The 14,307-nt window shown below is 70.1% G+C and carries 14 protein-coding genes; 8 read left to right on the top strand and 6 right to left on the bottom strand.

Annotation, left to right across the window (positions count from 1 at the left end; translation table 11 throughout):
- Positions 1 to 2: 2 nt before the first annotated feature.
- The 3 genes from ilvN to ACFYPH_RS05120 all read right to left on the bottom strand — a co-directional run bounded on the left by ilvN (position 3) and on the right by ACFYPH_RS05120 (position 4,946).
- Positions 3 to 518: an acetolactate synthase small subunit gene (gene ilvN, locus ACFYPH_RS05130; RefSeq protein WP_088946549.1), complete on the bottom strand. Its 516-nt coding sequence runs from the start codon at positions 516 to 518 to the stop codon at positions 3 to 5.
- Positions 518 to 2,404, bottom strand: coding sequence for an acetolactate synthase large subunit (locus ACFYPH_RS05125; protein ID WP_387179104.1), 1,887 nt, complete (start codon positions 2,402 to 2,404; stop codon positions 518 to 520). Before ACFYPH_RS05125 ends, ilvN begins: the two co-directional genes overlap by 1 nt.
- Positions 2,405 to 2,591: 187 nt before the next feature.
- A complete protein-coding gene (locus ACFYPH_RS05120) occupies positions 2,592 to 4,946 on the bottom strand; it encodes a putative bifunctional diguanylate cyclase/phosphodiesterase (RefSeq protein ID WP_387179367.1) in 2,355 nt (784 codons plus the stop codon).
- 129 nt (positions 4,947 to 5,075) lie between these two features.
- Between ACFYPH_RS05120 and ilvD the strand changes: the two genes are divergently transcribed.
- Entirely contained in the window at positions 5,076 to 6,923 is a 1,848-nt protein-coding gene (gene ilvD, locus ACFYPH_RS05115; protein WP_387179101.1) for a dihydroxy-acid dehydratase, read from the top strand.
- Between the two features lie 90 nt (positions 6,924 to 7,013).
- On the opposite strand, the gene ACFYPH_RS05110 is transcribed toward ilvD, so the two are convergent.
- Entirely contained in the window at positions 7,014 to 7,430 is a 417-nt protein-coding gene (locus ACFYPH_RS05110; RefSeq protein ID WP_363937919.1) for a hypothetical protein, read from the bottom strand.
- The gene (locus tag ACFYPH_RS05105) at positions 7,402 to 7,653 is read right to left on the bottom strand and encodes a hypothetical protein (RefSeq protein WP_363937917.1); all 252 of its coding nucleotides are present in this window, start codon (positions 7,651 to 7,653) and stop codon (positions 7,402 to 7,404) included. Before ACFYPH_RS05105 ends, ACFYPH_RS05110 begins: the two co-directional genes overlap by 29 nt.
- 308 nt (positions 7,654 to 7,961) lie before the next feature.
- Between ACFYPH_RS05105 and ACFYPH_RS05100 the strand changes: the two genes are divergently transcribed.
- From ACFYPH_RS05100 to ACFYPH_RS05070, 7 genes are all read left to right on the top strand, one after another.
- Positions 7,962 to 8,846, top strand: coding sequence for a helix-turn-helix domain-containing protein (locus ACFYPH_RS05100; RefSeq protein WP_387179096.1), 885 nt, complete (start codon positions 7,962 to 7,964; stop codon positions 8,844 to 8,846).
- On the top strand, positions 8,839 to 9,033 hold the full coding sequence (locus tag ACFYPH_RS05095; RefSeq protein ID WP_387179093.1) for a DUF397 domain-containing protein: 195 nt from the start codon (positions 8,839 to 8,841) through the stop codon (positions 9,031 to 9,033). Before ACFYPH_RS05100 ends, ACFYPH_RS05095 begins: the two co-directional genes overlap by 8 nt.
- 415 nt (positions 9,034 to 9,448) lie before the next feature.
- Entirely contained in the window at positions 9,449 to 9,712 is a 264-nt protein-coding gene (locus tag ACFYPH_RS05090) for a hypothetical protein (RefSeq protein WP_355067014.1), read from the top strand.
- A gap of 16 nt (positions 9,713 to 9,728) precedes the next feature.
- The gene (locus tag ACFYPH_RS05085; RefSeq protein WP_387179090.1) at positions 9,729 to 9,989 is read left to right on the top strand and encodes a hypothetical protein; all 261 of its coding nucleotides are present in this window, start codon (positions 9,729 to 9,731) and stop codon (positions 9,987 to 9,989) included.
- Entirely contained in the window at positions 9,986 to 10,639 is a 654-nt protein-coding gene (locus ACFYPH_RS05080; protein WP_387179087.1) for a hypothetical protein, read from the top strand. The genes ACFYPH_RS05085 and ACFYPH_RS05080 overlap by 4 nt, the downstream gene beginning before the upstream one ends.
- On the top strand, positions 10,626 to 11,051 hold the full coding sequence (locus ACFYPH_RS05075) for a hypothetical protein (protein ID WP_387179084.1): 426 nt from the start codon (positions 10,626 to 10,628) through the stop codon (positions 11,049 to 11,051). The genes ACFYPH_RS05080 and ACFYPH_RS05075 overlap by 14 nt, the downstream gene beginning before the upstream one ends.
- Positions 11,052 to 11,097: 46 nt before the next feature.
- Positions 11,098 to 11,490, top strand: a complete 393-nt coding sequence (locus ACFYPH_RS05070; RefSeq protein WP_387179081.1) for a hypothetical protein — start codon at positions 11,098 to 11,100, stop codon at positions 11,488 to 11,490.
- Positions 11,491 to 11,883: 393 nt separating this feature from the next.
- Here ACFYPH_RS05070 and ACFYPH_RS05065 read toward each other — a convergent pair whose 3' ends face one another.
- Complete coding sequence (locus ACFYPH_RS05065) at positions 11,884 to 14,307, bottom strand: glycoside hydrolase family 2 protein (protein ID WP_387179364.1); 2,424 nt, start codon at positions 14,305 to 14,307, stop codon at positions 11,884 to 11,886.

The raw sequence follows: 14,307 nt of genomic DNA, 5'->3' as shown, positions 1-14,307 counted from the left end.
GGTCAGGCGGCGCGCAGCGCGGGGCCGGCGGTGATCGAACGCGAGCCGCGCCCGATGGCCACCAGCCCGGACTGGACCATTTCCTTGATGCCGAAGGCCTCGAGGTCGCGCAGCAGCGCGTCGAGCTTGTCCGGTGTGCCGGTGGCCTCGATGGTCAGCGTGTCCGGTGCGACGTCGACCACCCGGGCACGGAACAGGTTGACCGTCTCCAGCACCTGCGACCGCGCGGACCGGTCGGCGCGAACCTTCACCAGCAGCAGCTCGCGGGCAACCGAGACCTGCGGATCCAGCTCAACGATCTTGAGCACGTTGACCAGCTTGTTGAGCTGCTTGGTGACCTGCTCCAGCGGGGACGACTCCGCGTTGACCACGATGGTGATCCGGGAGACGTCCGGGTTCTCGGTCTCGCCGACGGCGAGGCTGTCGATGTTGAACCCGCGCCGGGAGAACAGGCCGGAGACGCGGGCGAGCACGCCGGGCTTGTTCTCCACCAGCACGGACAGGGTGTGCATCGTCATTAAATGTCATCCTCGTCGAAGACCGGGCGGACGCCACGGGCGAACATGATCTCGTCGTTGCTGGTGCCGGCGGCGACCATCGGCCAGACCATCGCGTCCTTGCCGACCACGAAGTCGATCACCACGGGCGCGTCGTTGATCTCCATGGCGGCGGCGATGGTCTTGTCCACGTCAGCCGCGCTCTCGCACCGCAGCCCGACGCAGCCCAGGGCCTCGGCGAGCTTGACGAAGTCCGGAATGCGGTGCTTGTGGGTGCCGAGCTCGGTGTTGGAGTAGCGCTCGTTGTAGAAGAGCGTCTGCCACTGTCGGACCATGCCGAGATTGCCGTTGTTGATGACGGCGATCTTGACCGGGATGCCCTCCAACGCGCAGGTGGCCAACTCCTGGTTGGTCATCTGGAAGCAGCCGTCCCCGTCCACCGCCCAGACCACCGTGTCCGGCTTGCCGACCTTGGCGCCCATCGCCGCCGGAACCGCGTAGCCCATCGTGCCGAGACCGCCGGAATTCAACCAGGTGTACGGCTTCTCGTAGGAGATGAACTGCGACGCCCACATCTGGTGCTGGCCCACCCCGGCCACGAAGATCGCGTCCGAGCCGACGATCTCGCCCAGCCGCTTGATCACGTACTGCGGGGACAGGGTCCCGTCGACCGGCTCGTCGTAGCCCAGCGGGTAACGGTTGCGCAGGTCGTCCAGCTGCGTCCACCAGTCACCGAGGTCGGCGGTGTGCCCCGCCGACCGCTCAGCGGTGACCGCGGCGATCAGCTCGTCGATGACGTGCTTGGCGTCGCCGACGATCGGCACGTCCACGTGCCGGTTCTTGCCGATCTCGGCGGGGTCGATGTCCGCGTGCACCACCGCCGCGTCCGGGGCGAACGAGTCCAGTTTGCCGGTGACCCGGTCGTCGAAGCGTGCGCCCAGCGCGACGATCAGATCCGCCTTCTGCAGGCCGTAGACCGCAGCGACCGTGCCGTGCATGCCGGGCATCCCCAGGTGCTGCTGATGCGAGTCGGGGAACGCGCCGAGCGCCATCAGCGTGGTGACCACCGGGATGCCGGTCAGCTCGGCCAGCCGGCGCAGCCCGTCGGTGGCGCCGGCCTTGAGCACCCCGCCGCCGACGTAGAGCACCGGCCGCCGGGCCGCGGCCATCAACCGCGCCGCCTCCCGGATCTGCTTACCGTGCGGGTGCAGGGTGGGCCGGTAGCCGGGCAGGTCCAGGGTGGGCGGCCAGGAGAAGGTGGTCGACGCCTGGAGCACGTCCTTGGGGATGTCGACCAGCACCGGGCCGGGCCGGCCGGTGCTGGCCAGGTGGAACGCCTCGGCCAGCACGCGAGGGATCTCCTCGGCGTTCTGGACGAGGAAGTTGTGCTTGGTGATCGGCAGGGTGATGCCCTGGATGTCCGCCTCCTGGAAGGCGTCGGTGCCGATCGACGGTCGGGCCACCTGCCCGGTGATCGCCACCATCGCCACCGAGTCCATGTACGCGTCGGCGATCGGGGTGACCAGGTTCGTCGCGCCCGGGCCGGAGGTGGCCATGCAGACGCCAACCTTGCCGGTGGCCTGCGCGTACCCGGTCGCCGCGTGCCCCGCGCCCTGCTCGTGCCGCACCAGGATGTGCCGGACGGTGGAGTCGTAGAGCGGGTCGTACGCCGGCAGGATCGCGCCGCCCGGGATGCCGAAGACGACGTCGACGTCGAGCGCCTCAAGGGACCGCACAAGCGAGCCGGCCCCGGAGACCTGGGCCGGAGCGGAGGGCCGTACCGCCGGGACGGCCGGGGTGGCCGCGCTGCGCGCGGCGGTCGGGTCGGCGGCGGCGGCGGTCGGGTCGGCGGCCGCGCGGGCCCGGCGGGCGGTGTGGGCGAGGGTCTCGGGCGTGGGTTTCGTCATGGCGGTTCTGGCCTTCGGCTGGAGTGGCTGTGGCTGGTCAAGCGTTGCGACACGGGCGGGGCCCGCCTCGCCAGGTTCCGACGGCAATAAAAACGGCCCTCGTGCAGATGCACGGGGCCAGCGCACTCTCAATGAGGGAGAGTGCGCTCAGGTAAGTACTCGCAGCGACCGGTACGACGACATGCGGCTAAGCCTGACGCATCTCACGCGATGAGTCAACTGATCCCACATGTTGGTTAACGGAGGCCGGCGCGTCGACCGGTGACGCGCCACCGGCAGATGGGGTGAGCTGCCCGGACCCGCCCGAAACCCGGCGTGGCGCGGGCAGCGGAGCGGGCCGCGCGCCCGGTGAGGTGGCCGCCTCCAGCATCGCCTCCAGGTGCTCGGCCGGCACCCCCCAGCCGAAGAGCGCGCCCTGGCCGAACCGGCAGCCGGCGGCCACCACCGCGGCCAACTCGGTCGGGGTGGTCACCCCCTCGGCGATCACCTCCAGCCCCAGTTGGTGGCCCAGTCGCATGACGATGTCGACCATCGGCGCGAACGCCGGACCGTCCTGGCCGACCGGCCGGACCGGCTCGTGCTCGGCGACCAGGCTGTGGTCGATCTTCAGAATGTCGATCGGCAGCCGGCGCAACTGCCCCAGCGACGAGTAGCCGGCCCCGAAGTCGTCCAGCGCGATCCGGACACCGGTCAACCGCAGCGCGGTCAGCCGCCGGATCAGCTCATCCAGGTCGGTGGCGACCGCGTGCTCGGTGACCTCCAGCACCAGCCGCTGCGGCGGCACGTGGTGGGCGCGCAGCGCCTCGGCGACCTGGACCACGTACTCCGGGGCGTGCAACTCGCGCGGGGAGACGTTGACCGACACCCAGACGTCGTGCCCGTCCGCCAGCCAACGGGAGAGCTGGTAGCAGGCCTGATGCAGCACCCAGGCACCGAGCGGGGCGATCATGCCGCACTCCTCGGCGAGCGGGATGAACTCGTCCGGACGGACATTGCCCAGCTCGGGGTGGCGCCAGCGGAGCAGCGCCTCGGCGCCGACCGGCCGCACCGACGGCAGCGACGCCACCGGCTGGAAGGCCAACCGCAGCTCGTCGCGCTCGATCGCGCCCCGCAGCTCGTGCTCCAGCGTGGTGCGGCGGCGCAGCAACTGGTCGTACGCGGCGTCGTAGCGCTCGATCCGGTTCTTGCCGCGTTGCTTGGCGTAGCGCAGCGCCAGATCGGCGTGGCGCAGCAGCAGCTCCACGTCGGGTTCGCCGGCCCACCCGGCCACGCCGATGCTCACGGACAGGAAGACCGGGCCCTCCGGCTGGTCGTACGGCCGGTTGAGCACGCCGAGCAGCCGCTCGGCCACCCGGTCCGCCTCGGTCGGTCGGGCCGGCATGAGTACGGCGAACTCGTCGCCGCCGAGCCGGGCCGCCACGTCACCCGGGCGCAGGTTGCCGCGCAGCCGGCGGCCCACCTCGGCCAACACGGCGTCGCCCACGTCGTGGCCCCGCATGTCGTTGACGTTCTTGAAGCCGTCCAGATCCAGACCGAGCAGTACGCACGGGGTGCCGGCCGCCGCGCCGTCGTGCAGCGCCCGCAGCAGCCCTCGCCGGTTGGCCAGCGACGTCAGGGGGTCGGTGTGCGCCAGCTCACGGAAGTGCGCCTCCCGCTCGGCCAGCCGGCCGGCGTAGTCCCGGACGTCCTTGAGGGTGAGGTACTGCCGGGCCACCAGGGCGAAGCCCTCGACGCTGCCGGCGACGATGCCGGGCGCCGTGAACCGCCCGTCCTGCAGGAGGTGGTACATCGCCGAGGCCGCCATGGCCAGCATCGGGGCGACGGCGTACTCGCCGTCGCGACCGATCAGGTCCAGCTCGACGTGCCCGGGCCGGTCGGCCTGGTGGACGGCGAGCGCGACGGTCAGCAGACCGGCGGCCAGCACCGCCGCGCCGGCGAGTGCCATGGTCGGCCCCGCCTGGCAGAGCCCGGCGCTGAGGCCCAGCCCGCCGCAGCTCACCGCGCTGATCCCGGCCGCGAGCACGGCCAGCCGCTGACGCGGGGCGGCGGCCCGGAAGACGACGATCACGGCGAGGCCGGCGCCGAGCGCCGCGCTCACCGTCGCCACCAGGATCGCCGGGCAGGCCATCGGCGTGGCGGCGCCGAGCAGCCGGGTCGGCTCGGAGAAGAGCACCCAGCCGACGAACCACAGCGCCGCCGCCATGGTCAGACCGTCCAGGGCGAGCCGGGCGGTCCCCGCGGCGGTGGCGGCGACCCCCGGCAGCCGGAGCAGCCCGGCCGCGAAGGCCAGCCCGCTCACCGCCGTACCGATCGCCGCCACGGTGGCCCAGCCGGTGCGCTGGCTCTGCTCGTGGGCCCAGTGCTCGTTGGTGGAGAGCACGGCCACCAGACCGACCAACAGGCTGGCCAGGGACGTCCCGGCGGCTGCCGCGAGCAGCAGGTGCGCCGGCCGGCGCGGCCCGCTGCGCCGCCGCGCGACCATGGTCAGCAGCACGGTGGCCGCGGCTGCGACCACGCCGCTCAGCGCCGCGACGGCGACCATGCCCGGGGGGAGATGCACGCCATCAAGAGTGCCGGATGAGTGCACGCCGTGGGAGACCGGATGTGCATCTGTTGGGACACGGCGGATACTCCGGATGCCTGACGCGGCGGCGGTGTCATGCTGGTACACATGCCTGAGCTGCGATCGAGGACTTCCACACACGGTCGGACGATGGCCGGCGCCCGGGCCCTCTGGCGGGCCACCGGGATGACCGACGACGATTTCGGAAAGCCGATCGTCGCCATCGCCAACAGTTTCACCCAGTTCGTGCCCGGCCACGTCCACCTGAAGGACATGGGCGGTCTGGTCGCCGACGCGGTGGCCGAGGCCGGCGGCGTCGGGCGGGAGTTCAACACGATCGCGGTCGACGACGGCATCGCGATGGGCCACGGCGGCATGCTCTACTCCCTGCCCAGCCGCGAGTTGATCGCCGACGCGGTGGAGTACATGGTCAACGCGCACTGCGCGGACGCCCTGGTCTGCATCTCGAACTGCGACAAGATCACCCCGGGCATGCTGCTGGCCGCGCTGCGGCTCAACATCCCGACCGTCTTCGTCTCCGGTGGCCCGATGGAGGCCGGCAAGACGACGGCGATCGAGGGCGTCGTGCACAGCAAGATCGACCTGATCGACGCGATGATCGCTTCCTCGAACGAGGCGGTGACCGACGAGCAGCTCGGCGAGATCGAGCGCTCCGCCTGCCCCACCTGCGGCTCCTGCTCCGGGATGTTCACCGCCAACTCGATGAACTGCCTCACCGAGGCCATCGGGCTCGCCCTGCCCGGCAACGGCTCGACGCTGGCCACCCACGCCGCGCGCCGGTCGCTCTTCGTCGAGGCCGGCCGCACCGTCGTGGACATCGCCAAGCGGTGGTACGACGGCGACGACGACTCCGTGCTCCCCCGTACGGTCGCCTCCAAGGCCGCCTTCGAGAACGCGGTCGCCCTGGACGTGGCGATGGGCGGCTCCACCAACACCGTGCTGCACCTGCTCGCCGCCGCCCGCGAGGCGGAACTGGACTTCGGTGTCGCCGACATCGACGCCATCTCTCGGCGGGTTCCGTGCCTGGCCAAGGTCGCCCCGAACTCGCCGAAGTACCACATGGAGGACGTGCACCGGGCCGGTGGCATCCCGGCGATCCTCGGCGAGCTGGACCGGGCCGGGCAGCTCAACCGGAACGTGCACGCCGTGCACTCCCCTTCGCTGGCGCAGTGGCTCACCGACTGGGACGTGCGCGGCGGCTCGCCGACGCCGACGGCGGTCGAGCTGTTCCACGCCGCTCCCGGCGGGGTCCGCACCGTCGAGCCCTTTTCCACCACCAACCGCTGGTCGACGCTGGACACCGACGCGACCGAGGGCTGCATCCGCGACCGTGAGCACGCGTACTCCGCCGACGGCGGCCTCGCCATCCTGCACGGCAACCTGGCCCCGGACGGCTGCGTCGTGAAGACCGCAGGCGTGCCGGACGACTGTCTGACCTTCCGCGGCCCGGCGAAGGTCTACGAGTCGCAGGACGACGCGGTGACGGCGATCCTCGCCAAGGAGGTCGTCGCCGGCGACGTCGTGGTGATCCGCTACGAGGGCCCGAAGGGTGGCCCCGGCATGCAGGAGATGCTCTACCCCACCTCGTTCCTCAAGGGTCGCGGGCTGGGCCGCTCGTGCGCGCTGCTCACCGACGGCCGCTTCTCCGGCGGCACGTCCGGCCTCTCCATCGGCCACGCCTCCCCCGAGGCCGCCTCCGGAGGGCTGATCGCCCTGGTCCGCGAGGGCGACGAGATCGTCATCGACATCCCGGGCCGGTCGATCTCCCTCAACGTGGCCGAGGACGAGCTGGAGGCGCGACGGGTGGCCGAGGAGAAGCGCGACAAGCCGTACACCCCGACCAACCGGCAGCGGCCGGTGTCGGCGGCGCTGCGCGCGTACGCCTCGATGGCCACCTCAGCCAGCGACGGCGCCTACCGACGCGTCCCCGAGTAAGGCCCCGCGCCTGCGCTTGATCAACACGACTTCGCCGATGTCGCGGTATCCCGTCGAGTGGATACCGCCACATCGGCGATCTCGTGTCGATCAAGGCCGCCGACATGCCTCACGCCCACCGCAGGTCGCGTAGGTCGGGAGCTTCGGCGAGGAGGCGTACGCCGCCGTCGTCGTGCCGGTGCACAATGCAGTTGGCACGGGTGAAGCGGACGGTGACCACCTGCCCGGCGTGCTGGGCGGCGTCGGTGCGGGCGGCCCGGCGACGGCGTCGGCCAGGCACTCGGCGCACCAGGCGAGCGCGGCGGCGAGGCTCGGCCGGTTGGGCAGGTGGTCGGGTCGGACGGGGGCGTGGCACGGTTTCACGTCGACCGGCCAGTTCAGCCCGTCGGCCAGCAGCGGGTCGCCGGAGTTGTGCCGCAGGTCGTCCATGCCCACGACGAGGGCCAGGTCGAGTCGGGGCAGGTGACGACGACGGGGGTCACCGGCGCCGCCGGGACGCGCAGTCACCGTCGTGCTCCACCCGCCGCACACACCGCCGGCCGCCGTCGAGCGGCAGGTCGCAGAAGACCCGATGGCGTACGCCCTGGGAGTCCTCGGCCGACACCGTTGTCTCACCGGCGTCCACCTCGGACAAGAAGCTCAACGATCGGGCCAGGGTGCCGGCGAGATGCTGGGCGGCCGGCAGGTCGGCGGCGGTGAACGGCAGGTGCGCCACCCACCGGGCGCTCACCGGCGGGCCGCCATATCCTCGCGGGTCCGCCGGCTGCGCTGGCGTCTGCTGACCGGCCGGGGCGGCTCGGCCCAGAGATGACGGAGAAACGCGCGCACGAAACAGCACCACCCTTCCTCACAAATTGTTCGACATACACCGACGTGGGAATTGCGCGTCCATCGCCGTTGTCGGACCAATCTTGTAAGGTCGGAAGCACCATCGCAATGAATGTCCACTCACACTGTTCCGATAATTGTGCGCAACATTCCCCTGTTGCAGAACGGCTCTCGGGATGTTGCAAAACTCAACACAGGAAGGAGAGCCGGGTGGCCGATGACATGGGCTCGACGGTGCCCCGACGCCAGCTCGGCAGGGCGCTGCGTGACCTGCGCACCGAGGCGGGGGCGACCCTCGACGCGGTCGCCGAGGCGCTGGAGTGCAGCCGCCAGAAGGTGTGGCGGATCGAGAGCGGCCTCGGCTCGGTGCGTGGCGTCGACGTCCGGGCAATGTGCGAGCTGTACGGGGCAACGGACGGGCTGACCCACGCGCTGACCTCGCTGGCCAGTGAGACGAAAGCGAAGGGCTGGTGGCACGCGTACGGCGACGCCGTTCCGGAATGGTTCGAGCTGTACGTGGGGCTCGAATCTGCCGCGTCCAGACTCCGCTTCTACAAGAACAGTCTCGTGCCCGGCATTCTCCAGAGCCGGGACTACGCCCGGGGCATCTACCGCATCGACCAGCCCGACATGAGCGACGACGACCGGGAGCGCGCGGTCGAGCTTCGCCTGCAACGCCAGTCCCTGCTGACCCGTCGCCTGCCCCGGGCTCCGCAGGTGCAGGTGGTGCTCTGCGAATCGGTGCTTCTACGGCCGGTGGGCGACGCCGAGACCATGGCCGGGCAACTCCACCACCTCTTGGCGATGACCCGGCTGCCGAACGTGTCGATTCGCGTGATGCCGCTGATCGCGGGGCCACATCACGGAACTGTTGCCGGCGAGTTCGTGCTCCTTGAGTTTCCGCTCGGGAACCGAACTACCCCCGAGCCTCCACTGGTTTACAGCGAGGCGATCACCGGCGCCCTCTACCTCGACCGTCCCCATGAGTTCGCGACCTACGAGAAGGTCTGGTCGAGCCTGCTGTCACTCACCCTCGATGAGGGACAATCGTTCCAACTGATCAATAAGATCATCGGGGAGGTTCACCATGGTTGACCTGACCGGCGCCCATTGGCGCAAGAGCACCCGCAGCGCGGGCAACGGCGGTGAGTGTGTCGAGGTTGCCGACAACCTGCCCGGCATCGTCGCCGTACGCGACAGCAAGGACCCCCACGGCCCAGCTCTCACCTTCACCCCCGCCGCCTGGGCCACCTTCGTCCAGGCAACCAGCACCTTCCGCTGAGGCTTCGGTGGGTGTTCCGGGGCCGCCCGGACACCCACCGAAGCCTCACAAGCGTGCATAGTCACGCAGCGGCACCCGCCCCGAGAAGCGGGACCAATCGGGATCCCCCAGCATCTCGACGAACCAAGATCCGAGCAACTTCCCTGTTGTTGCTGCCTGCGGCGCGCGTGAGGCAGCAACAACCCTGATGTTGCTCGGATCTTTCGAGGGAGCTTCCCCATTCAGGTGGTCCGGTTCGCAACGAGACTCGCGCCCAGTTCTCCGGCGCTCAATCGCTCTCCTCACTGGAGATGGAAGGCGTGGACGGCCGCAGAGCACCTGTGAGCAGCGGGGCTGCAACCCACCTTCATCTCCGATAGTGTCCGTCCGACCACGCAAACGTGAACTCGTTGCGCGATCGGCAGATGGAGGCGGAATGGCCAGCATCGAGGAAGTCAAGGCGGCGCTGATGCAGGCCGCCGAGCAGGGCAATGTGTCGGCCAACCAGATCCGAGCCGCCGCCGAGAACACCGAGCAGATGCTGACCCGGCTACGTGCCATCGCCGCCGGCACCGGACACCCGACCATCGCCGATGCCATCGCCCGGGGCGAGCAGAGCAAACAGCGTCTGGCCGAGGCCATGACCCTGGTGCAGGGCAGCGCGGAGGCGGCACGCCGCTACATCGGCGTACTCGGCTGACCACCGAACCTCCACGATGAGCGTCGGCGAGGTCAAGGTAGCCCTGCGTGCCGCCATCGAAGCGGCCCTCCACGGGAGGGACGTCTTCGATCGGGCATCCGCCGGGGCGAAGGCAGCGAGCGCAGCGGCAGAAGCCATCCTGAACGGCAGCCGAGACGAGGACGTGAGAGCCGTCCAGCAGGCACTCGCCGCCGCGAGTGCCGAGGTTGAGCCGACCCGCCGCCGATTCGTCAACACTGCGGAACGCGCAACCCGCTACCTCAATCAACTCGGATGAGCGGCAGCATCGGCGAACTCGTCGCGCAGCTTCTCGTCGTACGCGGACAGCTCGACGCCGCCGCCGTCAGGGCCTTACGCGCCCGCACGGACGCGGAGCATGCCCTGGCCCTTTTGAACGATGTCCGGCGGGGTAGCAGCGACCGACAGTTGCGGGAGGCCGCCACCGACGCCGAGGTCGCCCGTGACAAAGCCGGGCGCTACGCCCGCCTCTTGGCCGACGCCGCCCGGCACATCACCCGGTACATCAACACCATCGCCCCCGGCGCCGCGTCATCCGGGCCAGACGATGCCGCATCACCATCAGGCGAACGGCTGGTGGAGGAAGCCGAAGGCCGCAGCAGCAAAGCAGAGGCGTTCCTCCGCCGTCACGTCAAGAAAGCGGATGACTCCGAGGACACCCTCAAGCAGACGGAGCAATCGATCACCACTGGCCTTCGCGAGCTACAGAAGAGTCTGAAGGGTTCGGGCTCGACTGGTAGCACGACGTCGACCCCCGCCAACCCCGGCGCGCCGGCTGACCGTCCCCAGTTGGAGCACCCCGTCACATCAGTCATCATGGCTGCTGGCGCGGTCGTCGTAGGACTTCGAGGGGCCTGGAACATGGCAAAGAAGCGCCGCGAAAGGAAGCGATCTGATGAGCAGCCCTGAAATGGTCGACTACATCCGGACGATGATCAGAGGTGACCACGAGGCCAACGATCGGATCGAAGCCCGCCTCGATGAGCTTGGCTGGGATGGCTTTCCAACCCTGCTCGGTGCTGTCTTCTACTTCGCGGTCAACCGACGCTTCGACGAGCAGACCGCCCCTGGTGAGATCATGCGATTTGTCGCCGACATGCGAGCGAGCACACCGGCCGGCGCACCAGAGATCGACGCCAACGCGGCCGAGCGGCTGATCCGCGCCGCACTGAACCCGAACATCGAGACGGACATCGATCCTGAGATGGCCGGAAGGATCCAGGGTCTAGTGATCTTGCGAATTTTGGGTCACGGCGCCACTTCGGGCGAAGATCTGGACGCGCTCCTCGCCGAGGCGGCAGATCTCGCCAGCCGGGTGTGAGCTGCTCTTGAGGGCGAGGGCGGAGTTCAGCGATCTGATCCGCGCGATGGTGAGACGTGACTGGGGCATGGTGGACCAACTCCTGGACGGGTTGGAGACTTCCGGTTGGCAGGGCGGTAACCAGGTGATCGGCGCGGCGTTCGCCATCGCGGTTAACGACCGCTTCGCCGGTGGCGGCTCTTGCACCGAAGTCACTCGTTTTGTGACCGAGACTCTCGCTCAGTTCCCCGGAGCCCAATCGCTTCCCACGCTGGCGATGGAAGGGCTCGTCCGCGCGGCTCTCGGTGAAGTCGGCTTCATCGACAATCTCAGCCCAGGGACAGCGCTCCAGATGCAGATCGTCTTCCTCGGCAAGCTGCTTCAAGACCGCAATCCCGACGAGACGCAGTTGGAGGAGTTCATGGCAGACGTGGAGCGGACAGCCGCCGAGTACCTCTAGCCCCGCGCCCTGAGCGCGGGGCCGTCAGTAGTACTCGCGGATGTAGCCACCTCCCCAACTGGGACAAAACTAGGCTTGACTTCGACGACTTTCGTAACGGCATCGACGCCGCAATCGAACGAGCGCAGACGCTTGCCTCTCCGCCTGGCGCAAACCCCTCAACCGCGGTTTGGCGGCTGGCGCTGGCGCTCCGGCGACAGTGACAGCGCTCGGAGCCCTCGACGTTCGGTCGCGGCCCTGGCATCTGGTCCAGCATGCGTTCGGCTGGGTCGCCGTGACATTGAGCGGTATACCTCAGAGGAATATTCATTCCCCTGAGGTATACCGCTCAGTGACGTATCCGCCCCGGCCGAGGTCACGGGCGGTGACCTCCGCCGATCGGGCTAGGTCAGGCTAGGTCCGTGCCGACGCGAGGTCGTTGACGCAGCGCAGCACCGGGCGCGCCGTCAACGCAACGGTGTCCAGCGGAGCCCCGGACCGCACGGTGAACGTGACCGTCTCGCCGGGCAGCAGCGTGACCAGGGCCTCGTCCACAGTGGCCGCGGGGTCCAGCCGGTCCGGGAAGAGGGTCAGGTCGCGCAGCACCGTACCCGCCGTCACCCGTACCCGCTGACCGCCGTCGACCGGTTCGACGGTCGCGTCCCAGGCCGGCGCCGGCCACTCCACGTCCCGGTCCTCGGCGAAGAACCACAGCGCCCGCTCCACGGCGTCGCCAGCCTCCGCGACCAGCAGCTCACGGCGGCTCTCGTCCGGCCGCGCCAGCTCCGCCGGCAGCGCCAGCACCACCGCCGAGTACGCCGGGACGTCGAGGTCGACCGAGGTCTTCGCCCTCGGCTCCCCGGTGAGGGTGGCACGCGTGACCGTGGCCGGCGCGCTCCATGCCTCGGCTGTCTCGTTCACCGCGACCAGGGCCAGCCCGCCGTCGCGAGGTTGCACGGTGAGCAACCGGTCGGCGTACGCGTGACGCAGCGCGTACCACAGGGGTTTGCGGCGGCCGTCGCCGTCGACGGCCGACCAGGAGGTGACCGGCCAGCAGTCGTTGAGCTGCCAGACGATGGTGCCGGCGCAGACGTCCCGGTGCGACCGGAAGTGCTCGACCCCCAGTTGGATGGCCCGCGCCTGGTTGAGTTGGGTCAGGTAGTGCCAGTCGTCGAAGTCCGCCGGGGCGGGCAGATGCGCGTCCAGGCCTCGCTGGAGCTTGGCGTCGCCGTCGGCGGCCTTCTGGTGGTGGGTCATGCCGGGCGAGTCGGAGGCGAGGGGTTCGTCGCTCAGCGCCCGGCGCAGGGTGGCGTACGCCGGTGGGGCCTGGTAGCCGAACTCGGCGACGAAGCGCGGGACGTACTCCCGGTATTTCTGGTAGTCGTCGGTGTTCCACACGTCCCAGATGTGGGTGGTGCCGTGCGCCGGGTCGTTGGGGTGGATCGTCTCGGTGCCCGACCAGGGGCTGCCCGGCCAGTACGGGCGGGTCGGGTCCAGCTCGCCGACGATGCGGGGCAGGACGTCGAGGTAGTAGCCGCGTCCCCAGGTGCGGCCCGCCAGGGGTTCCTGCCAGTCCCAGTCGTGCCAGCCCCAGATGTTCTCGTTGTTGCCGGTCCACAGGACCAGCGACGGGTGGGGCGTCAGGCGGGTCACCTGCTCGGCGGCCTCGGCGGCGACCTCGCTGGCGAACGGCTCCTCCTCGGGGTACGCGGCGCAGGCGAAGAGAAAGTCCTGTTGGACGAGCAGCCCGCGTTCGTCGGCGAGGTCGTAGAAGTCCTCCGACTCGTACCGGCCGCCGCCCCAGACGCGCAGCAGGTTGACGTTGGCCCCGATCGCCTGGTCGAACCGCCCGGCCAGCCGATCCCGCGTGATCCGGGTGGGGAACACGTCGTCGGGGATCCAGTTCACGCCGCGCACGACGACCGGAACGTCGTTGACCGACAGCACGAACGGGGTGCCGTGTTCGTCGGGGGTGGTGTCCAGTCGCACCGAGCGGAAGCCGACCCGCCGCGACCAGCCATCCAGGGTCTCGCCGTCCGGCGCGTGCAGGGTCACCTCCAGCAGGTGGCGGGCCTGTTCGCCGTACCCCCGTGGCCACCACAGCGCGGGCTCGCGGACGGTGAGGCTCAGCACGGCCGTGCGCTGCCCGGCCGGGACGACCACCTCGGCGTGGGCGTCGGCGACGGTGGCGCGCACGGTCAGCGGGACGGCCGCGACCCGCTCGACCTCGACGTGCACGTCGACCCGGCCGTCACGGCCGGCGAGGGTGACCAGCGGGCGGACGGTGGCCAGCCGGGCGGTGGACCAGGCGTGCAGGCCGATGTCCTGCCAGATGCCGGCGGTCACCAGCGTGGGCCCCCAGTCCCAGCCGAAGTTGCAGGCCATCTTGCGGACGAACTGGAAGGGCTCCGGATACGCGTTGGGGCGGTCGCCGAGGCGGTCACGCTGCGCCTCGGCGTAGCGGTAGGCGGAGTCGAACGCGACGGCCAGGTCGTTGTCGCCGTCGCGCAGCAGCGAGGAGACGTCGAAGCGGTGGCCGCGGTGCATGTTCTCGGTACGGCCGACCTCGACCCCGTTGACGCTGATGGCGGCGACCGTGTCCAGGCCGGCACAGACCAGGTCGACCCGGTCGTGGTCGCCGGGTGGGCGGCGGAAGGTCGTTCGGTAGTGCCAGTCGGTGCGCCCGATCCAGGCCAGGGACAGCTCGTTGTCGTCGAGGTACGGGTCGGGGATCAGCCCGGCGTCGAGCAGGTCAGTGTGCACGCAACCGGGCACGGTCGCCGGCACGGCCTGCCCGGCGATCGCGGCCGGCACCTGCGCTCCGGGTGCCGCCCGCAT

Source organism: Micromonospora sp. NPDC005252 (assembly GCF_042872475.1).
GTDB lineage: Bacteria > Actinomycetota > Actinomycetes > Mycobacteriales > Micromonosporaceae > Micromonospora.
This window is presented reverse-complemented; position numbering and strand designations above follow the sequence as displayed.